The following is a 20114-nucleotide window of genomic DNA, read 5'->3' on the forward strand; positions in this document are numbered from 1 at the left end:
ATTTAATCTAATCGCTTAAAATACCGGCGCTTAGGCTATATCTTCGCTTGCCCACGTCAAAGAACCGGTTATAATGCAAACCGCACACCGAAGCGGGTGTAGTTCAATGGTAGAACGAGAGCTTCCCAAGCTCTATACGAGGGTTCGATTCCCTTCACCCGCTCCAAAACTTCCTTAACGTATTAATTCCACTGTCTTTTTAAAAATCATACGTGATGGCACTCGTGATCCTCCTACAAAGGAGTGATACAGCCGATGGCTCAGCGTTATAATCTCTATCGACGTTCCAGCGGGATATACGTTCTGCGGATCACCGTTCCGGTTCGTTATCGTGCCCTGATAGGGCAGCGTGAAATACATGCATCTACCCGCACAACCCGTGTTGCAAATGCCAGAGCTATCGCCGCGCGTTTGCTGGATAAGTGGTATGCGTCTTTGGAAGAGTTCAGACAATTGGATAAAGAGAAGATTCGGGGTAACGCCCCACTGTTGGCTGGCGCTGGCAAAATCAGCCTGTCGTTGTTTTGTGAGTCATTTGGGGTTGGGCTTGAGACGGTCATTCAGCATCTTCTGGCAGACAATGTGCCGTTGTATGGCTTTGTGGCGAACCAGCGTGGCTTTCTGATTGATGATTTCAGCATGCTTGAGCGTGATCCTGATACGCATGGATTCGTTTTAAACAACATTGCACATTACGGCGCCGAGGCTGCGATAAACGGATATATGCAGCTTTATCAGCCACAGTTTGCTCTTATGGCGTTGCAGAAAGGGCTAGCTGTGGAAATAGCTGCATTCAGGGCTAACAATGGCAATCCACTTGCACTTTGGCTGTTGGATTTGCCCGGAGTTACGCTGGAAGCGAGTTCGCTCTTTATCAACAATGTGCAAGCTGAAAAGCTGCGCAGTATCTGGGATAGAGCGTTTGCGAAATCGGAGCCAGCGTTACCCACTCTACCAACTGCTCCGGCAGTTGTCGCAACAGCACTTCCTGCGGCTGCTACCACCAATCCGTATTGCAATCCGACGTATGCAAGCATGACGGTTTCAGAACTGCTGGATGCGTTTCTGGTTTATAAAAATACGGGTGATATTAAGCTAGCCACCGAGGGTAAAATTCGCTCCCGAATTGAACACTTCACGAAGATTATGGGAGATTTGCCTCTAGGTGAATTGGATCGCGATGTGGTGAAAGATTACGTCACCAGAATGCAGAATATGCCCGGCAATTTGTATCTATTGCGGCGTAAATATAAGATTTCAGATACACGCAAGCTGATTGAAAAGGCGTTAGCTGACGGTCGGCCGGTAATGAGCAGAGATGCGATTGGCAGGCATATTGAGTCGTTTGGTTCAATGATGAAATGGGCCAAGAGCGAGCGTTACCTGTTTGATAACCCTGCCGAGAATGTTCTTGCTCAGCGCCGCGTTATGGTGCGGGAGCAAGATCGCCGCGATCAGTTCACCGAAGAAGAGCTAATACAAATTTTCTCTGCTGAGTGGTTTAAGAACGGGGCGGGAACGCCCAATCAATACGGGCGTTACACGAGTTTTCGCCCGTATCACTATTGGCTGCCATTATTGGCGCTGTATCTGGGCGGGCGTATCAATGAACTTTGCCAGCTTTATCTGGCGGATATTCGCATGGACAAAAACGGTGTCGCCTATGTGGATTTTAACCTCGATAAGCCGGATAAGGTGATAGATGACGAGGCGTTGACTGGCGGTGAAAAATCACTGAAAACAGTGAACGCTATTCGTCAGGTTCCGATTCATCCACGTCTAATAGAACTAGGGTTTCTCGAGTATGTAGAGGCGCTGAAAGTTGCCGGTTATGATCGCCTTTTTCCTGAGTTGAAGCACAATAAAATTAAGGGCTATCGTGCTGCCGCCTCTAAATGGTTCAACGAAAACTATTTCGGCAAAGTCCTCGGTTTAGCGGAGTTATGTTGATGGCGTTCGAAATTGTCACGACAGTAATAGCATCCTCAACGGCGTTAGCAGTTGCAGTTGTTGGCTACTGGTTCACGAAAAAACGTGAACGAGAAGCCGAGTTGCGAAAAGAACGCTTAGCTCACTATAAAGAACTTGTTTCTAGTCTGAGTGACATTCTTGAAGGCGATAACAATTTACAGGGACAAAAGCGGTTTGCCGTAGCTTGCAACAACCTTAATCTTGTTGCGCCCGCATCAGTGATCAAAGCCCTGCAAGCGTTTCAGGACGAAACAAAGTCAAGCAATCCGAGCCGAACCCTTGAACGTCATGATCAGTTGTTGTCACTACTGCTCCAAGAAATGAGGAGAGACTTGAATGTATCTCCTGAAGGTGAGTTGATGCTGACTTTTCGGTTATGGGCACCGGGAAAATCCTTATGACACAACCAACTTTTAGAAGAGTCCAAAAGAAAAACCCTCACCAATTATCCGTTGATCAACATATCCATGCGGCGCATTGCATAAAAAAGTTTACAGATGAAAAGGGGACAGTCGCTGTTTTTGATAAACCTCTTTCTCGATGGGTGCAGCGTAAACCAGACGCCGCAATTTTTTGTGCAAAACGAGCTTGGGATCATCGGTCTGAAAAAGGCTATATGATCAGTATCGAAACCGCTTTTTTTAATGTCATAGACAACATTGATACTCCTTTTACTGAGAGAAGGCATGACGATATTAGCCGTTACTATCACTTGTGGCGTTTACGAGGTCTTGCAAGGGACAAGGAGAGAAATGATGTGCATTTCAACAACGGACTCGGTCATCGTTTATCTATTGATGAACAAGAGATTCTAGAAAAAAATGGATATAGCTTCATTTTAGAAAATGACGGCTTGTTACACCACCTTGCATCGGGTCTTGAGATTCATGTAATGCTGAGCAAGATTTCTCGTCATATGGGGCATACTAAGTGGGGGATATTAACAGCGAGTAGAGGGGAGTTTTTAGTTGCTGATTACTACCCTGGAGATACTGATGGTTTACAACCTTTTATCCCCATATCTCCTCATCATGCATTTTTTGCGAACATTACCGATAGGCACATTAGTGTTCAGCAAGTGCGCGAATTAAACCGTGCTTCTGTTGCATCTTCAAAAAACTACTACTTTTGCCGCAGCCTTGATAACTGCCCGCTTTAAGGTATAAGAGCTTTGCAAAACGTTGTAGTTCCTCCTACAAATGTATCCTACAATGCATCACGTTTTTGTTAATAAATCCATGGGATTACGAGATCTCTGGAGTGGGGGTGATTTCCCTTCACCCGCTCCAACTTAACGTCTCGTAGTATCTCCCGAAGTCCATCAAACCCAGTAAATCCGCACTTCTCAGGCTAATCTAGTTATTCCTATATACCTGTTCGTCTATTGAAATCTACTTTGTTGTCTTTTGATGATTAGCGCCTTGGTGAGCACAGGGCAATTAACATGCCGATCAGTGCGGCACCGGTCAGTAGTTGGAATACTATGGACCAGTCGCCCAGATCTGGCTGGGTGCCGAGCAGTACAGTTATTGCGGCCAGTGCCATTGCGCCTGCAGTATATTGGCTGGTAATCATCACTGCACTTGCGCGGCCTTGCTGCTGTGTGGGAACGGACGCCAGCCCCACAGCGAACATTGCCGGGTAAATTAGCCCGTGACCTATACCGCTCAACACGATCCCAAATATAAATAACGGAGAAAGTGGTGTGGTTAGAGCGGCGGCCAACAGCCCTAGTCCGAGAGCCGCGCTAGCGAACCCGGCGGCCAGCACTTGTGAACTGGCATATCGTGCTGTTAGCCGAGTATAAAGCGCATTCCCTACCACAATGAGTAGGGCCAATGGTGTGAATAGCAACCCGGTAGTTACGGCATCTTGCTGCCAAGTTTGTTGCCACAACAGCGTCATGGCGTAAAACTGGCTGCCGACGCTGGCCATATAGCAGGCACTGCTGAGCCAGCCGCTTTGTAGGCCAGGTAGTGCCCGCAGTGAATGTGATAGCAAAGGACGTGGTGCGTAGCGCTCATGCAAAATGAATAACAGTATCGCCGCCGCAGCTAGTCGGTTGGCGAAAAAATCAGCCTCACCGCTTTCGGCATAGCGCATTAGCGCCCAGACCAGCGCACCCGCCGCCGCACTACCAACCAATGCCCCGATACCAATGCCTTGCGCCTCACTTTGTGGTCGCAGTATGGGAAAGTCGCGTCTGACCAGCCATAGCGCGAGTAGCCCTAATGGTAGATTAAGGAAAAAGATGGTCCGCCAGTTCAGTGCCGTGAGCACGCCACCCAGGATTGCACCCGCCACCAGCCCCAGTGCACCAATGGCGCTCCAGATTGCTAGTGCGCGTCGGTGGGCTTCGCCGTGAAAACGCTGCGCCATCAATGCCAGAACTGCCGGTTGCAATAGTGCCGCAGCAATCCCTTGTCCGCCGCGGGCGATCAGCAACAGAGAGCCATCTTGTGCCAGTCCACCTAGCACCGACGCCAGTAAAAACAACGTCATACCGATACTGAAGATGCGCCGTGCGCCGACACGGTCACACAGACTGCCGCCGAGTAACAGCAAAGCGGCAAATGTCAGGCCATAGAGTGAAACCACCCACTGCATCTCACTGAGCGAAAGCCCCAGTTGCTGCGCCAGTGTTGGCAGTGCTACGTAAACTATGGCGTAATCCAGTGCAATCAAAGCTTGGGCGATACCGGGAGCCAGCAGTGTCAGGTGGCGTGTAGGTGATGAAGTTTTTATCGCAGTAAATTGAGTCATCGGGCTTCCTGTTAGCCTGATTATGATGAATAATCATCATGAACAGTTTGTGAATGCCAACAGGCTACGCCCTATTAACCGGTTGAATCAAAGTCATACTTTTCAGCCATTGATGAGTTAAATTCATCCATGAAATCACGCCGTCTGCCGCCGCTCTCTGCAATCCGTGTTTTTGATGCTGTGGCTCGTCACGCCAGCTTTAAATATGCGGCGGAGGAGATTGGTGTGACATCAACCGCCATTAGCCATCAAATCCGTGTACTGGAAGAGGCGTTAAATCAGCGCCTGTTTACCCGCTCGGCACGCGCCGTCACTCTAACACCTGCCGGTGATATTCTCTTTCGAGCTTCCGAGAACATGTTTGCCACCTTGCGTGAAGCGCTTGATACCATTGGCAATGCAGCACAGCCGGAGGTGCTGACTCTCAGTACCACGTCTAACTTCCTAACCAATTGGTTAGTACCCCGTTTGCCAGCGCTGCACAACCAGCATCCGCAGTTGGAGTTGCGTTTACACAGCAGCACTGAGCTGGTCGATGTGCGCAGCGCAATGGCTGATTGCGCTATTCGCTACGGCATGCAACCTGACGAAACACTCGATAACACATTGCTATATCGTGATCGCTTCGTGTTAGTCGCCAGTCCACAGTTAAAACTATCTTGCCCAGAGGATTTGCTTGGGTTGACCCTGTTTCACATTGAAAACCGCCACGTACCGACGCCAGAACCGGATTGGTGGCATTGGCGTGAGACTTTTGGTCCGGCAGAGTTAGCGGTGCAGTCGGGGATTCGCTTTGATGATGAGACACACGCCATTCAGGCCGCTATCGCGGGGCAGGGAGTGCTACTGGCCAGTGAATTGTTAATTCATCACGCACTGGCGCAGCGCTTGCTGCATATAGCGCTACCGGGGATATTGCCCGGCGGTAATTACTACTTTGTGACTAGCCGTGAAAAAGCCGAACGTGAAGATGTGCAGCAGTTCAAACAATGGTTGCTGCAAGCATTTGATACTACGAAACAATAGCGATGTACCACGGGTTGTGGGTTAACTCGATTTTTTGATAGGAAGCTAATATTCTGATTTATATTAGCTTCCTGATGTTGAAGATACTTATGCCGCTCGATTTACGTCTAATGATCGAGATAGAGATAATGTGTCCAACTGGTCATCCGCAGCAGAACTTTGCGCATTACCGAAACATGGGTGAAATGGTCGGAGTAAACGGCTACCTGAGCAAAAATACCATCAGGTAATGCGTCAATTTCACTGTTCGGTGTCAGCTCAATAATTACCATCACGCCATCAGTGCCGGGCATAATATTCAGTGATTGTAGTGCTCCCTGAGCTTGATATGAGCCGCCAGGTACCACGGGGACAATGGTTGTCAGCTTGCCAGAAAAGACCTCCCCGGGTAGGGCATTGAAAACCACTTCAGCTTCATCACCGGCTTTGAGTCGCAGCAATGAATTTTGTCTAAACTGGGCGATAATCTGGCGTTTCTGTTCAGGAATAAAAACCATCACCGGGCGCAATGGTAGAGCTGCGGCGTAAGTTCCGGGGCGGATCAATACCTGAGTAACATAGCCGTTGCTTGGGGCGCGCACGACGGTTTGGTCAAGATTATATTCTGCTTCGGTTAACTGAGCTCTGAGGCTAACAATTTGAGATTGTTCTCCATTTAGCACGCTATCTACCTGGCTTTTAATTTGTGCCTGTTCGGCGACGGATGCTTTCACTAATGCATCCTGCGCCAAATAGTTCTGCCGGGCGTTATCAATATCACTTTCAGAGAAGGGGTTTACTTGCGCTCTACTCCCTTTTAAATAGCGCTGGTAGTCTTTGGATAATCTGTCACGTTCTGCACTGAGATGAGATGTATTGGCGATGGCTTCGTCTAATTGCCCTTTAAGTGCCTGAGCATTATGAACGGCAGTGACCAAATCGGCCTGTAATCTATCAACTCGGGCTTGATAACGGATAGGATCGATTTTAAAAAGGATGTCACCTTTTTTCATTAATGAATTTTGCTTATTTGTTACTTCAGTGACAATACCGGTGACCTGAGGTGTTATTGGAATAGAAATAACTGCTTTTTGTGCCAGAAAAGTATAAGGATGGTTGTAGTTCATTAATAATATAAGTGCGCCGACTAAAACAACACCGCCTAATGCCGCAGTGGGTACCGTCCATTTATTTACCGGTATTTTAAATATCTTAAATACCCCCCATGCAAACGCGACGTACGTCAGGATAATGAGCAAATCCATGATGTTACTCCAATGGCGGGATGGTGGTACTGTTCTGTTTTTGCTCCAGTTCTGTCACGCGTTGCTGCAATTGTGTAAACGCAGCCTCCTGATTTTGCATGCCCCAGCCGTGTTCCTCGCGGTACAAGGTGGCCCATATCCATAAGAATGGCCAGATAACATGAAGAGTAAACAAGCTTACCCAACCGGCGACGTGGATAGCATCGGCATGGGGATGATTACGGGCTTTGGCGATTAAATAAGGAATATCATGAAGAATAATGATTCCATAGAAGATAACGAGAGCGACGACAATAAGTACACCCAGTGCAAAATAATTTAGAAACATAAATGCCTCTACTTAAGAGAGTGGTGCTCATTGATAAAGATAGACGCTAATTATTCTTGCTGTAATAATACTTGTGCAACTTATACAGAATAGTTGCAATTTTGAGTGGATTTTGTTGGTAAGCTTTTGTGTAAATAGAAATAGAGTGAATTCAAGGTAATTAACTGTATTCTGTTCTCATGCCAAATATTTATCGGTATTCCTATGTTGATAGCTTACTTAGATGCATTAAATATTTTGAGTACGCCGGTTTGGGTCGTGTTGCCCAAAAATCAGGAAATACTCTTTGCCAACAAGGAAGCCCGGAAAATTGCAGGCAATTGTCCATTGTCACTCATGCGCAATGGGCGGTTTTCAGCACATGCGCAGCAGCAGCTAAGCGCTTATCTCCCCGCATTAGCCGACGATGACCAAATTGTGGAGATTTGGACTGTTCAGACAGGAAAAAATACCTTTCCCCTGAGTTGCCAGCTTTCCCTCACTCAGCTAGAACCTTACGGCGATGTGATTGTTTTTGAAGGGCTCTATATTTCAGACACTGTACTGACTCAGCCCAATGTCGGGCAGCTATATTCAAAACCTTATTCCCGTGATGTGCCGGGTTTTTACCAGCAATTTTTCAGTACCAATACTGCCCCAATGCTCCTTATTGATCCCTCAAGGGAGGGGCAAATTGTTGATGCTAACCAGGCGGCTACACGTTTCTACGGTTATTCTCGCGATGAGATGTGCATGAAGCACACCTGGGAAATTAATATCATGGGGAAGGATGTTTTACCTGTCATGAATGAGGTTGCCAAATTACCCGGCGGCCATAAACCGCTTAATTTTATTCATAAATTAGCTGATGGGGAGACGCGCCACGTCCAAACCTATGCCGGGCCGGTAGAGTTGGATGGTATCCGATTGATGCTGTGTATTATTCACGATATCACTGAACAAAAACGTCTTGAACAAGCCTTGGAACATGCTGCTTTACGCGACCCGTTGACAGATTTAGGCAATCGGCGTCAGTTCTTTCCTTTGGTCGAACATGCTCATGCCCAGAGCCAACGTTATGGTCAGAACTTTAGTTTGATTTTATTGGATGTAGACCATTTCAAATCGATTAATGACCAGCTTGGGCATCATAAGGGTGATGAGGTATTGATTCTATTAGCCAGAACCCTAGAGTCTATCATTCGTGAATGCGACATTGTTTTCCGCTGGGGAGGTGAGGAGTTTGTCATTCTTCTGCCGTTAACTGATCTGAATGGAGCATTACAGGTGGCTGAATCTATTAGAGAAACTATTCAGATGATCTGCCAACCTAATCTGCCGCAACTCACGGTAAGTTTGGGGGTTGCGCAGCATCAAGTTGGTGAGGATACCGATAGCTTATTCAAACGCATGGATGAGGCTCTTTACCGCGCCAAAGCATCGGGCCGTAACAGAGTGCTGGCGGCCTAGATTGAGTCGACGTGAGGTATTACAGCGGCAAATGATCCAGTGGTTTTACCTCACGCAGCACAAAGGTTGTTTGCATCTCTTTAATCCCCGAGAGTCGGCGAATGACCGACATCGCGAAGGTCGAGAAGCTGTCGAGATCTTCCGCGACCACTTGCAGCAAAAAGTCAGCATCTCCCGCCACGGCATAGCAAGCAATCACCGGTTTTAATGCGCCAACCTGCATTTCAAACAGCTTTGATTCCTCTTCACTGTGGCTATCAATTTTCACCCGAATAAAAGCCAAAATGCCTAACCCAATCTTGCGCCGATCAATATTAGCCTGATAGCCAGTGATAATGCCGCTTTCTTCAAGTTGTTTTACCCGCCGCCAGCATGGGGAGGTGGCCATGCCCACTTTATCGGCCAGCTCTTGGTTGGTCATGCGACCTGAGTGTTGTAATTGCTTTAAGATTTTTATATCTGCCGGAGTTATTAATGGTGATGGCATTTTCTACCTTTTTATTGTCTAAATAGGGTATAGGTTACCAATATTAGCCGAATGAAGGTGATAAAAGAAAGCACTTACCCGCTGACGAGGGATATTCTATTTTGTACACATTAGCGGCAAAAGGGCACTGGCTGTGGCAGAACAAATGCGGATCGCGATTATTGTTAACCCCGAACTTCCTGTTGGCTTAATTGCCAATACTACCGGCGCAGTAGGGATTGGTTTAGCAGCAAAATTCCCACAACTGGCGGGTATGACGTTATCCGATTTGGTGGGGAAGGAAATTGATGTCAGTTCAAAATTGCCAGTACCTATTTTACAGGCGAATGCTTCACAGATGAGGGAGGTGCTGCTGAAGGCATTGCTGCTCACCGATGAGCGGGCGATAGTCCCTTTCCCTGCATTTGCGCGCTCAATGCATAGTTTTCAGGATTATGCAGCGGCTTTCCCACTACGTTCTCTTATTGATGAGCAGTTAGATGGCTTGGGATTGGTTGGGCCGGAGAAATGGGTGCGTTCATTAACGGGCTCACTAAAACTGCTGCGTTAGCGCGTTGAATTGATGCCTTCTTGAATGCAAAAATAAGCGGGCCCTGATAGGGAGCCCGCAGCGTTTACTGATTAAGCCAACTGGCTCAGTTGCAGTGTGTGGCCCGCCACACCATTGATGTATAACTCACGATGTTCATTTTCTGGCAGTGTCACCGTCAATTCTTGCCATGCCGGTTGGTAACTCCCGGTACGATTAAAGGTGATATCAATACGGTGGTTATCGGTCGTGACCTGCCAACTTAGCCATAATGCATGGCCTTGTTGCCAGCGGTGGCTTTCGCCATCGTCTTCAAACAACATCCCAGTGGATTGCCCGCCGCCTTTTGTTGGGTAAAGTGCTAACTCACGCTGAGAGTCCTGTTCAGCATTCACAAAAGCGATGCGCCGTGATAGCGGCAGCGCGGCACCGGCCCGCACCAACAGAGGCAAGCGCTCGAGTGGCGCATCTAACACCACAGTTTGCCCGCCGCTGTACCACTGCCCAGTATGGAAACAGTACCAACCGACATTATTATCCGGTAAATAAACCTGACGCTGACGTTGTGCCGGTTCAACCACACTGGCGACCAGTAAGTCACGACCTAGCATAAAGTCGTCATTTTCTTTAAATGTGCAGCCATCATGCTCATGATCGAGGAAAGTTGGGCGCAACATCGGCTCGTCGTCATGGGTAGCTTGCCACTGCAACGTGTAGAAGTAAGGCAATAACCGATAACGTAGCGCCATGGCATCGCGGATCATTGGTGTGGCGGCTGGATACATCCAGGGTTCGTTGACGGTGTTGTCGTCATTCCATGAGTGAATAGTAAACCGTGGATGCATAACGCCGTTTTGTACCCAGCGGATAAATAGTTCGGCTTCAGGTTTATCACCAGAAAAACCGCCGACATCATGGCCAAGGTTGTACAAGCCAGACAAGCTCATGCCCAGCCCCATGCGGATATTGTAGCGCAGTGTTTGCCAGCTGGTGCGGTTGTCACCACTCCAGGTCTGGGCGTAGCGCTGCATCCCGGCACAACCAGAGCGTGATATCAGATACGGACGTATATCTGGCGCGAATGCTTGTTGAGCTTCCATTGAGGCCCGCATCATCAGTAATGGCATCACCGGCCTGATGTGTTTGATGGCGATAGATTCACCAAATCCATTGCAGCGCGCTTCGCCGTCCCACACTTCGTATTCGTTATTGTCATTCCAGGTTGAGCCAATCCCCATTTCCAATAGCTGTTTGGTGACATTCTCTTGCCACCAATCGACGGTTGCCGGGTTGGTAAAATCAAGGTGTGAACCTTCGTCATCCCAAAATGAAGAGCGCTCAGGCAGCCCGGTTTCGCCGTCGCGAATAAATAACCCGCGCTCGGCAACATGCTGATACTGCGGGTGATCCTGTAACAGGCAAGGTTTGATATTCGCCGCCAGTTTGATCCCCGCTTGCAAGAATGCCTGACTCATCACCTGCGGCTGTGGCACTTTGTCGTAGTTCCAATTAAAGACATAGCGCTTGTTTTTGATGGAGGTATAGCCAGACGAAAGCTGGAAAGAGTCGCAGGGAATATCATGCTGCTGGCATAAGGTAATGAATTTTTGTAGCTGCACCTGTGCATCGGGGGCATCGGTGTAATGCATGGTGGAGCCGCTATAACCCAAGCTCCATTTAGGGCCAAACTGTGTTTTACCGGTCAGACGAACAAAGGCTTTGGTCACATCCAACACTTTGGGGCCGAGGAACATATAGTAATCAAGGTCACCGGCTTCGGCCTGATAGCGGCGATAAGCCAGATGATAATTATCAATCTCGTTCCCCAGATCCAGCCAGCAACTGCTTAAGTTGTCATAAAACAGGCCAAAACTGACATCATCACGGCGGGTGATGGTAAAAGGAATATGTTTATACAGCGGGTCAGTGCTGGCGGCATTGTAGCCCATGGCATCTAAATTGCGCATCTCAAAGCGGCGGCCCGCGCGGTTGAGATCCCCGGCTTTTTCCCCCAAGCCATAATATTGCTCATTAGGATAGCGGCGCTGATAGTGAGCAATCGCTTCGCCTTGCGGGCTGAGTAGATAAGCGCTAGTAGGACGATCTGCGGCCAGTGGCTGCCATTCACCCTGCGGGTTTTTATATTCCCACTCCAGATAGAGCGGCTGGTGAATAGTGACTCGTAAGCAATCCGTGGTCACTATCAATTGCTGTTGGCGCTGCTCTAACTGATAACCCGGTACAGAGAAGCCCTCCAGACTCAGGCGGTCACGCCCAGACCAAGGCACATCGCCCTGTGGCGCAATGCTCCAAGTGCGATTCAGTGCCAGCTCACCATTGCGTTTAATCAGCACTCGACAAAGGTTTGGCTCTAATACATACAGACAAAAACTATGTCGGCCATCGACCAGCAATTCCAGATGGTCGGGATATTCATTTACTAACTGCCAGTTTTTTAATGTTTTCATCACAGCTCATCTTTTTTCTGGCAACAGCGCGGATGGTGCGCTGTTGCTGGGTTAATAGCATCAGGCAGCCGACTGTTTCTTATTACGGAACTCAGCAAACAAGGCAATCAGGAACACGGCACCAATCAAATCGAAGAAGCCCATGGCGATAAACAGTGGGTTAAAGCCAATGGTGTCGGAGACCGCGCCGATCAATAAGGTAAACAGGAAACTGGCGATCCAGGCAGAGGAACCGCGCAGCCCATTGACGGTTGCCACTTGGTTTTTATCAAAAGATTCAACCACTAATGCGCTAAGCATGCAGGAGATAACCTGATGCCCGAAGCCACCAACGGAGATCAACGCAATCGCCAGATAAGGGTCTTTGGTGATAGCCACGAAGGCCAGTGAAACCATCATGAAAGCGCCGGTGACGGAGCTGGCAACCACTGAGTTGACGCGGCTGCAACCAAACCATTTTTGATAGAGCTTGGTTAAGTAGCCACTGGCAACACTACCAATATCCGCCGCCAGGAAGGGCAGCCAGGCAAACATAGCGATCTGTTTCAGATCCATACCACGTTCGGTCGCCAGATAAAGAGGAACCCAGAAGCTAAACACTGCCCATGCCGGTTCTGCCAGGAATGCCGGGATAGCAATGCCGTAGAATTTCTTATTTTTGCTGAGGATAGCCAGTGATTTAAGGAATGGCAGCCGTGGCAGCACTGGCTCATTGTCCTGATGAATCAGTTCAAATTCTTCTTTGCTCAGATTGGGATGTGTATCGGGTGAATGATAAAAACGCCACCATAGCAATACCCAAATCATGGCTAAGGCACCGGAGAATAAGAATGCGCCTTGCCAGCCGAGAGCCACATGGGCCAATACGATAATTGGCGGTGCCAACATCGCGCCAATAGAGAAGCCAACCCCTGCCCAGCCAGCAGCAATAGGGCGCTCCTTTTTCGGGAACCAGTCAGAAATTGCTTTGGCGTTGGCTGGTGTCGCGGCGGCTTCAGCACTGCCCATGAAGAAACGCAGCACCGCCAATTGGAACCACGTCCCCGCGCCGGCATGCATCATACACACCACCGCCCAGACACTGGCACAAATCAGGAACCCCATCTTTAAACCGATGACGTCGATTAGCCAGCCACAAAGCGGTTGGAACACGGTATAGGCCAGCTGGAATGATGCCACAATCCATGAATATTGCTCTGTGGTCATATTCAGACTGGTTTTTAGTTCTGGGGCGAGGATACCCAGAGAGTTACGGGTAATATAGTTAACCGTGACCCCAAGTAGAAATAGCGCCAGCATCCACCAGCGTAATGACTTTATTTTCCGCCGCCCAACAACTTTAGCAGATTGATTAATCTCAACACTCATCCCAGCCTCCTGGCGTTAGTCAGCAGTAAATTAACCGGACCAACTTATTGTTTTGGTATGATCCATTTTCGGTTATTAAGATTACGCTGAGTTTTATTGTGACTTTGTTCACATTAAATCGTAGCGATAAAACATACTTAATTGATATTGTTAGTATTTTTATATTTAATCAAAATTAACCGGACTGATAAGTTTTTAAAATTGGTTTACCAAAACAAGGTAACTAGCTTAAATTGGCTTTAATACGCGTTTTTTTGAAAGAATTTTCATAAGCTGAGTAATATTTCAGCATTTATATTAAGTAAGTCCCTAAATAAGCTATTTTCTGGCTATGAAAATTTTTTCATTTGCTAATTTGAGAGAGATCACAAAATGAATGGAAAGCTAAAAATACAAGAAATAGCTAATCAGACGGGCCTTTCAATTAGCACGGTATCCAGAGTATTAGCCGGTAAAGCCAACACCAGCGCGAAGGCAAAACAGCAGGTTATGGCTTATGCCCAGTCCCAGGGCATTTTGCAGAATTTATCCAGTGGGCGGCTCATGCTCAATAACATCATGGTGTTTGCGCCGCACCGGGCGTTTGATGTGCGGACTGATATTTTTTACTACAAAGTTATTCAGGGAATAACTGAAGCGGTCAGTCAACATGAAGTGATGGTTCGCTACTGCGGATTATCTGAGACTCACAGTGATATCTCGCTGTTTCTGGAAAAAATAACCAACCCGCAGACGGAAGCGGCAATCATCATTGGTATTGATGACCCACGTATCCATACATTGGCGGCTGGGGTGCATAAGCCGTCAGTGTTAATCAACTGCCGCGACAAAGAGATGTCATTGGATAGCGTCTCTCCTGACCATCAGCTGATTGGAGAATTTTCTGCCAACTACCTGATACAGCAGGGGCATCGGCGTATTCTAACATTGCAGTGTTTGCGGCGTAACACCATGGAGCTGCGGCTGGTGGGGATCAAAGAAGCTTTTGCCAGCAATAATATGAGTTTTGATGATAACCAACATCTGGTCACTACTCATGGTTTTGGTGCAGAAGAAGCGGAACAGGCGATAACCGCCTATATCATGGCCTGTGAGGATAAAAACCAACTGCCTACGGCCATTTTAGCCGGCGGGGACTATATGGCTGTTGGCGCGGTTAATGCACTGAATAAGTTGAAAATTAGCGTGCCAGATAGCATCTCAGTGATGAGTATGGATGGTTTTAATTTGGCGCAAATCCATGATGTTCCACTGACGGCGGTGCATGTCCCTCGTGATGAGTTGGGAGCCGAAGCTATCCAGTTGTTACAGCGGCGTTTATTGCGCCCGGATGCCCCTTTCAGTAATACCCTGCTGCAAGGCAAGCTGGTGGTGCGCTCCTCGGTGAAGCAAGTTAATCAGAAGAGAATGATGCCGGCGGCCAATAAACCCAGCGACCAGTTATATGATTAACATCAGTGATTCAGCCGCATCTGCGGCGGTAACATTAAATGAGCAGGGTAAGCTATAGTTTAGGGTCATGGGTTCCCGTATAGAGATATGCATTGATGGGTTTTATATAAGCCAGATGGCGTGTTTGTCATTTTTCAAACTGCAGGTGTATTGGCAGTGCTCAATCTTGCCGCCTCCCTGCACCTTGAAATCTATTGTGTATAACACATTGAATTTAAGGATATTTTCGCATGGAATTTAAAGACTATTATGCTGTGATGGGAGTGGAGCCAACCGCCTCCCTTAAAGAGATTAAAACCGCCTATCGCAGGCTGGCGCGTAAATACCACCCCGATGTTAGCTCTGAAGCTGACGCTGAAAGTAAGTTTAAGGAAGTTGCCGAAGCTTACGAAGTCTTAAAAGATGCTGAACGGCGCGCTGAATACGATGAACTCAGATTGCACCGTAATGACCCTCACTTTGGTCAACGACAAGCAGCCTACAATACTGGCGGCCAACAGTGGCATAGCAGTACTGGGGGCGGCGCTCATGATTTTTCTGACTTCTTTGAATCTTTCTTTGGCAACCGTGGCGCGGCAGCTGGGCACACTTCTCATCGTGCTTCTCAGGGAATTCGCGGCCAGGATCTTGAGATGGAGTTGCCGATCTTTTTAGAAGAAACATTAGCTGAACAAACGCGTTCGATCTCTTACAAGATTCCGACCATTGATGCGTCGGGCCGAGCGGGTGGCGAAACGGCCAAAACACTGAAGGTAAAAATTCCTGCGGGTGTGGGCGATGGTGAACGTATCCGCCTTAAAGGTCAGGGAGCTCCGGGTTTTGCAGGTGGGGCCAATGGCGATTTATTCCTAATTATTCGCATCGCACCACATCCATTGTTTGATGTTGATGGCCAAAATTTACAAATAGTGGTGCCGTTAGCCCCGTGGGAAGCCGCCTTGGGAGCGAGTGTCGAGATGCCGACATTGACGGGGAAAATCACGCTAACTATCCCGGCAGGCAGCCAAAGTGGTCAGCGGTTGCGCATTAAAGGCAAAGGTCTGGTCAGCAAAAAAGGAACTGGCGATCTGTATGCGGTCCTTAAAGTGGTGATGCCACCGAAACCAGACGAGAAAACGCGGGTACTTTGGCAACAGTTGTCAGAGCAAGCGGCATTTAATCCTCGGACTGGATGGGAGTAACAGATTATGGCTGAAATAGAAATCACCTACACCGTGACTGAATTATGCCAGTCAACGGGGATGATGCAGGATGAGCTGGTCGAGGTGGTTGGACTCGGCGTGATTGTGCCGTTAGAGCCCACAGATACAGTTTGGATTTTTGACGCGGATGCATTGAGCTGCCTGAAACGCGCGCAACGCCTGCAAAATGAGTTGGATCTGGATTGGTCTGGTGTAGCTATGACCTTGACGCTGCTTGAGCGCATTGAGCAGCTTAAGAAAGAAAACGATCAACTGCGCAGGCAGCTTGATCGTTTTGTGCAGACATCTTAATGCCCATCACTCGGGTTGGTGCTCATGGCAGCCCAACCCGAGACCGCATTTATCCGATAGCGAGTACAGAGCGAATATCACTGTTTTTATTCAGATTCCAAACTTCACTGACCTCTTTCAGCCGATGAAGCTGGGTTTCAATACTGAGCTTTTGTTGTGCTGCAAGACTGAAGATATCACTGACAATACGTTTTAATTCAGGAATCGGTGGGAAATTCCCGGTTCCGCTGCCCAAAATTTGTAGATTCGCGCTGCGCAAAACGGCGGAGGGCAGTTGCAGAGTTGGAGAAGCCATCGAGCCGACATTCACCAAGCGGATACCTCTTTCATTGGCATGAGCGGTTAGATCATAGCGGGTCAGTGCGGCGAAAAGCGCCTCGGTCGCTGGCCCCCAAATATAATCGACAATCACGTCATAACCGGTTGAACCTGCTGCTTGTGTAAATGCGTCGGTTAGCTCGGAACCTTGCAGTGTCAAATCCACCGTGGCATCCGCCCCTAATGTCGCTAACACCGCCTGACGTCTGCCGGCGGCCACCACCCGACCGGCTCCTAAATGACGTGCCGCAGCAATGGCTAACTTACCTGAAGTGCCGGTAGCGCCAAGGATAAGCACCGTTTCACCTGGCTGGATTTTGGCTCGCCAGGCAAGTGGCAACCACGCGGCTAATGCCGGATTAATTAATGCTGCGGCAGTGGCATCATCAACCTCGGACGGCACTGGAACATACCAGGATGCAGCAGCTCGCTCAGCCATGGCGCCAAATGGCTGGCGGAAAGAGGCAAAATAAACTCGCGAGCCATCCGACAGTGACCCGATGCCATCAGTGCCAGGAATGATAGGCAGTGTTTTCGGGCTTGAGTAATGTGTGCCTTTCACAATGGCGCGATCCAGTTGTTTGATACCCGCCACCGCAACATTAATGACTGTTTCACCGGGCAAGGGCGTCGGCTCAGAAAACTGCCCAAAAACAGGGGATTCACCTAGCGTCTTAACTATTGCAGCCTTCATCATCTCGCCTCATGGTTGTGTGCCAGTTAGAAATATCCCTCAATCTGCACCTAATTTATTCTTAAGACAATATGTTCAGTAAGTGACTAATTTGCTGCCAATAATACTCCTTAAAGGCTGGAGACTCCGCCATCGACCCGCAATTCAGTGCCAACAACAAAACTGGATTCATCTGAGGCCAGAAAAACGGCGGCATGGGCCAGTTCTGCCGGTGTTCCCATCCTCTTGATAGGTACCAGTTGACGAATTTGCTCTGTCAATTTCTGTTGTTCGCTCCCCGATAAACCCAGTTTTTGCAGCGCAGGAGTTTGTGTCGGCCCCGGACTTAGTCCATTCACCCGAATGCCTCTTTCAGCCCATTCTCCCGATAACGTTCGTGCAAGCGACAGCAACCCCGCCTTACTGGCGGCATAAACACTGCTTTGAGGTAAGCCAATATGCACACTGGCCGAACCGCAAAGAATCACCGAGGCAGGGTTAGCCAGCAGAGGTAACAGTGACTGCAAGAGGAAAAAAGGCCCTTTTAGGTTGGTGGAGAGCACGCGATCAAAACTCGATTCATCCCACTCATCTATCGGATGGTGAGTGACATCTCCAGCATTGATATAAACGATATCCAGACGTGGCCAGCTTTGGGTCAGTTTGGCGGCCAACAGAGATTGGTCGGCAATATTGCTGGCATCACTTTTCAGCAGCAACACCTTATTTCCCAGCTCCGCTTGTACAGCGTGCAAAGCGGCAGAACTTCTACCGGTAATAGCGACAGTCGCACCTTCGGCAAGGAACTGGCGGGCGGTTTCTAGCCCAATCCCACTGGTTCCCCCGGTAATTAATGCATATTTATCTGTTAAGCGATTCATTATTGCTCTTCCATTGATAGCGGCGGAAGACCATTTTTAATACAAAAGTATCTAAAGTATAGTAGGTACCAATTTGATACTAATGATGCAATAGGAAAGCAATGACTGTCTATAAGCCCCTTAGCCTTAAAAATAAATCGCTACCTACCGCTGATGACGCCATAACAGACGAGAAATGTCCGATGGTGCAATTTGTTGAGCTTATTGCCGGCAAGTGGGCCATTCCAATTCTCTATCGTTTGATTGTGACTGCTGCACCAATCCGATTCGGTGAATTACAACGCGCGATTGCCCCCATCACTCAAAAAGAACTTACTCGGCAGTTGCGTGCTTTTGAGCAACGAGGTTTGGTTTACCGTAAGGTTTATGCCGAAGTTCCGCCGCGTGTTGAATATGAAATTACTGCATTGGGTAAAACATTACAGCCAACATTAGATTCACTGGCGCAATGGATGAGAGTTCACCATAAAGATCTTAGTAAACGTCTGTAATACCAATTACCGTAACTTAAGGAAAAGGCTGATTTTTTACTACTAGCTCATTTGCAGTCGCGTAATACAACTTACATGTACTACATTTAATAGGCTGCTCATTAGTATGCAGTATCAAATGATGATAATAGTTTTAAGGAGAGTGTATGAGTAAGATAACGGGTTGCTGTTCGGAAGAGAACCATCCTAATAGCCGACGGAACGTGCTTAAAGCTGCTCTTGGCATCACTGCTGCAGGGGTAATGGGCGGGATTGGATTGGGATTGCCTCAAATATCCTATGCAGCGGCCCTGACGCAAGCAGAGAGGGATAAATTAACACCAGATCAAATCATTGAAGGAATGAAGCAGGGTAACAAGCGGTTCATTTCTGGAAAAATGCAGCAACATGATTATCTTGCTCAAAAGAGAAGTAGCGCCGACGGTCAATTTCCTGCGGCAGTTATTCTCAGCTGTATTGATTCCCGTGCGCCAGCCGAAATTGTACTGGATACCGGGATAGGTGAAACATTCAATGCCAGGATTGCCGGTAATATCTCGAATGAAGATTTATTAGGTAGCTTGGAATTTGCGTGTGCAGCGGCAGGGGCAAAAGTTATCTTGGTCATGGGGCATACCGCCTGTGGTGCGATAAAAGGTGCCATTGATAACGTGGAGCTTGGCAATTTGACTGGCCTTCTCAATAAAATTAAACCAGCAATTGAGACGACGCAATTTGATGGTGAAAAAAGCAGTAAAAATGAACGTTATGTCGATGCCGTAGCAAAAAATAATGTGAAGCACACTATTGATGAGATACGTAAAAATAGTGAGATAATTAATAAATTAGAGAAAGAAGGGAAAATAAAAATAGTCGGTAGCATGTACAACTTAAATGGCGGTGTAGTCGAGTTCCTCATGTAATTACTCAGCTTTTTTCTATTCCTCTTGAGTTTTCTCAAGGGGAATAGCTAGCGCAGATTCGCTTGGTAACATTAATTTATTTATCCTATTCTCTTTTTTAGTGACATATCTCCCTTGGTCGTAATTAAATTTTATGGTTATATGATTAAAGCAAAGCTTAGGTGACAAGATAACAATGTATATAGCGTCATTTAGTATTAATGTCGGATATATGAACTATATAATTAAATAAATTCACATTATATGTTTCGATAAAAGGAATATGTAAATG

General features: G+C 47.8%; 19 protein-coding genes and 1 tRNA gene. 12 read left to right on the forward strand and 8 right to left on the reverse strand.

Annotation, left to right across the window (positions count from 1 at the left end):
- Positions 1 to 92: 92 nt before the first annotated feature.
- The 4 genes from FTA96_RS18650 to FTA96_RS18665 all read left to right on the forward strand — a co-directional run bounded on the left by FTA96_RS18650 (position 93) and on the right by FTA96_RS18665 (position 3130).
- A tRNA-Gly gene (locus FTA96_RS18650) sits at positions 93 to 166 on the forward strand.
- Positions 167 to 255: 89 nt separating this feature from the next.
- A complete protein-coding gene (locus FTA96_RS18655) occupies positions 256 to 1950 on the forward strand; it encodes a site-specific integrase (RefSeq protein ID WP_145574517.1) in 1695 nt (564 codons plus the stop codon).
- Positions 1950 to 2372 (forward strand): hypothetical protein, encoded by a 423-nt coding sequence (locus FTA96_RS18660; protein WP_050073601.1) that lies wholly within the window; start codon positions 1950 to 1952, stop codon positions 2370 to 2372. The genes FTA96_RS18655 and FTA96_RS18660 overlap by 1 nt, the downstream gene beginning before the upstream one ends.
- On the forward strand, positions 2369 to 3130 hold the full coding sequence (locus FTA96_RS18665; protein WP_050073602.1) for a hypothetical protein: 762 nt from the start codon (positions 2369 to 2371) through the stop codon (positions 3128 to 3130). The genes FTA96_RS18660 and FTA96_RS18665 overlap by 4 nt, the downstream gene beginning before the upstream one ends.
- Positions 3131 to 3384: 254 nt before the next feature.
- Here the strand turns inward: FTA96_RS18665 and FTA96_RS18670 are convergent, their stop codons facing one another.
- Complete coding sequence (locus FTA96_RS18670; protein WP_145506656.1) at positions 3385 to 4734, reverse strand: MFS transporter; 1350 nt, start codon at positions 4732 to 4734, stop codon at positions 3385 to 3387.
- Between the two features lie 129 nt (positions 4735 to 4863).
- Here FTA96_RS18670 and FTA96_RS18675 point away from each other — a divergent pair, with 129 nt between their 5' ends.
- Positions 4864 to 5760: a LysR substrate-binding domain-containing protein gene (locus FTA96_RS18675; RefSeq protein WP_050109850.1), complete on the forward strand. Its 897-nt coding sequence runs from the start codon at positions 4864 to 4866 to the stop codon at positions 5758 to 5760.
- Between the two features lie 107 nt (positions 5761 to 5867).
- Here FTA96_RS18675 and FTA96_RS18680 read toward each other — a convergent pair whose 3' ends face one another.
- Both FTA96_RS18680 and FTA96_RS18685 read right to left on the reverse strand, forming a co-directional pair.
- Positions 5868 to 7004 carry an HlyD family secretion protein gene (locus FTA96_RS18680; protein WP_050109849.1) on the reverse strand — a complete coding sequence of 379 codons (1137 nt, stop codon included), beginning with the start codon at positions 7002 to 7004 and terminating at the stop codon, positions 5868 to 5870.
- 4 nt (positions 7005 to 7008) lie between these two features.
- Positions 7009 to 7332, reverse strand: a complete 324-nt coding sequence (locus FTA96_RS18685) for a DUF3302 domain-containing protein (RefSeq protein ID WP_050109848.1) — start codon at positions 7330 to 7332, stop codon at positions 7009 to 7011.
- A 204-nt stretch (positions 7333 to 7536) separates the two neighbouring features.
- Here FTA96_RS18685 and FTA96_RS18690 point away from each other — a divergent pair, with 204 nt between their 5' ends.
- Entirely contained in the window at positions 7537 to 8781 is a 1245-nt protein-coding gene (locus FTA96_RS18690; RefSeq protein ID WP_050123986.1) for a sensor domain-containing diguanylate cyclase, read from the forward strand.
- A 19-nt stretch (positions 8782 to 8800) separates the two neighbouring features.
- Here FTA96_RS18690 and FTA96_RS18695 read toward each other — a convergent pair whose 3' ends face one another.
- Positions 8801 to 9268: an Lrp/AsnC family transcriptional regulator gene (locus FTA96_RS18695; RefSeq protein WP_145574519.1), complete on the reverse strand. Its 468-nt coding sequence runs from the start codon at positions 9266 to 9268 to the stop codon at positions 8801 to 8803.
- A 127-nt stretch (positions 9269 to 9395) separates the two neighbouring features.
- Here FTA96_RS18695 and FTA96_RS18700 point away from each other — a divergent pair, with 127 nt between their 5' ends.
- Positions 9396 to 9818, forward strand: coding sequence for a DUF2000 domain-containing protein (locus FTA96_RS18700; protein ID WP_186372899.1), 423 nt, complete (start codon positions 9396 to 9398; stop codon positions 9816 to 9818).
- 71 nt (positions 9819 to 9889) lie between these two features.
- Here the strand turns inward: FTA96_RS18700 and FTA96_RS18705 are convergent, their stop codons facing one another.
- Entirely contained in the window at positions 9890 to 12265 is a 2376-nt protein-coding gene (locus tag FTA96_RS18705) for a glycoside hydrolase family 31 protein (protein WP_145574522.1), read from the reverse strand.
- A gap of 60 nt (positions 12266 to 12325) precedes the next feature.
- Positions 12326 to 13633, reverse strand: a complete 1308-nt coding sequence (locus FTA96_RS18710) for an MFS transporter (protein WP_050109844.1) — start codon at positions 13631 to 13633, stop codon at positions 12326 to 12328.
- A gap of 372 nt (positions 13634 to 14005) precedes the next feature.
- Between FTA96_RS18710 and FTA96_RS18715 the strand changes: the two genes are divergently transcribed.
- From FTA96_RS18715 to cbpM, 3 genes are all read left to right on the forward strand, one after another.
- Positions 14006 to 15085, forward strand: a complete 1080-nt coding sequence (locus tag FTA96_RS18715; protein WP_050109843.1) for a LacI family DNA-binding transcriptional regulator — start codon at positions 14006 to 14008, stop codon at positions 15083 to 15085.
- 230 nt (positions 15086 to 15315) lie between these two features.
- Complete coding sequence (cbpA, locus tag FTA96_RS18720; protein WP_145574524.1) at positions 15316 to 16266, forward strand: curved DNA-binding protein; 951 nt, start codon at positions 15316 to 15318, stop codon at positions 16264 to 16266.
- 6 nt (positions 16267 to 16272) lie between these two features.
- Positions 16273 to 16578: a chaperone modulator CbpM gene (gene cbpM / locus FTA96_RS18725; protein WP_050123990.1), complete on the forward strand. Its 306-nt coding sequence runs from the start codon at positions 16273 to 16275 to the stop codon at positions 16576 to 16578.
- Between the two features lie 49 nt (positions 16579 to 16627).
- Here the strand turns inward: cbpM and FTA96_RS18730 are convergent, their stop codons facing one another.
- Both FTA96_RS18730 and FTA96_RS18735 read right to left on the reverse strand, forming a co-directional pair.
- Entirely contained in the window at positions 16628 to 17590 is a 963-nt protein-coding gene (locus FTA96_RS18730; RefSeq protein WP_050135901.1) for a quinone oxidoreductase family protein, read from the reverse strand.
- 110 nt (positions 17591 to 17700) lie between these two features.
- Positions 17701 to 18450, reverse strand: a complete 750-nt coding sequence (locus tag FTA96_RS18735) for an SDR family oxidoreductase (RefSeq protein WP_050109839.1) — start codon at positions 18448 to 18450, stop codon at positions 17701 to 17703.
- Positions 18451 to 18551: 101 nt separating this feature from the next.
- On the opposite strand from FTA96_RS18735, the gene FTA96_RS18740 reads away from it, so the two are divergent.
- Together FTA96_RS18740 and FTA96_RS18745 are read left to right on the forward strand one after the other, a co-directional pair.
- Positions 18552 to 18941: a winged helix-turn-helix transcriptional regulator gene (locus tag FTA96_RS18740; protein WP_050109838.1), complete on the forward strand. Its 390-nt coding sequence runs from the start codon at positions 18552 to 18554 to the stop codon at positions 18939 to 18941.
- Between the two features lie 146 nt (positions 18942 to 19087).
- Positions 19088 to 19843, forward strand: coding sequence for a carbonic anhydrase (locus FTA96_RS18745; RefSeq protein ID WP_145574526.1), 756 nt, complete (start codon positions 19088 to 19090; stop codon positions 19841 to 19843).
- The last annotated feature ends 271 nt before the right edge of the window (positions 19844 to 20114 follow it).

This window comes from Yersinia alsatica (assembly GCF_902170305.1).
In the GTDB taxonomy this organism is placed as follows: domain Bacteria; phylum Pseudomonadota; class Gammaproteobacteria; order Enterobacterales; family Enterobacteriaceae; genus Yersinia; species Yersinia alsatica.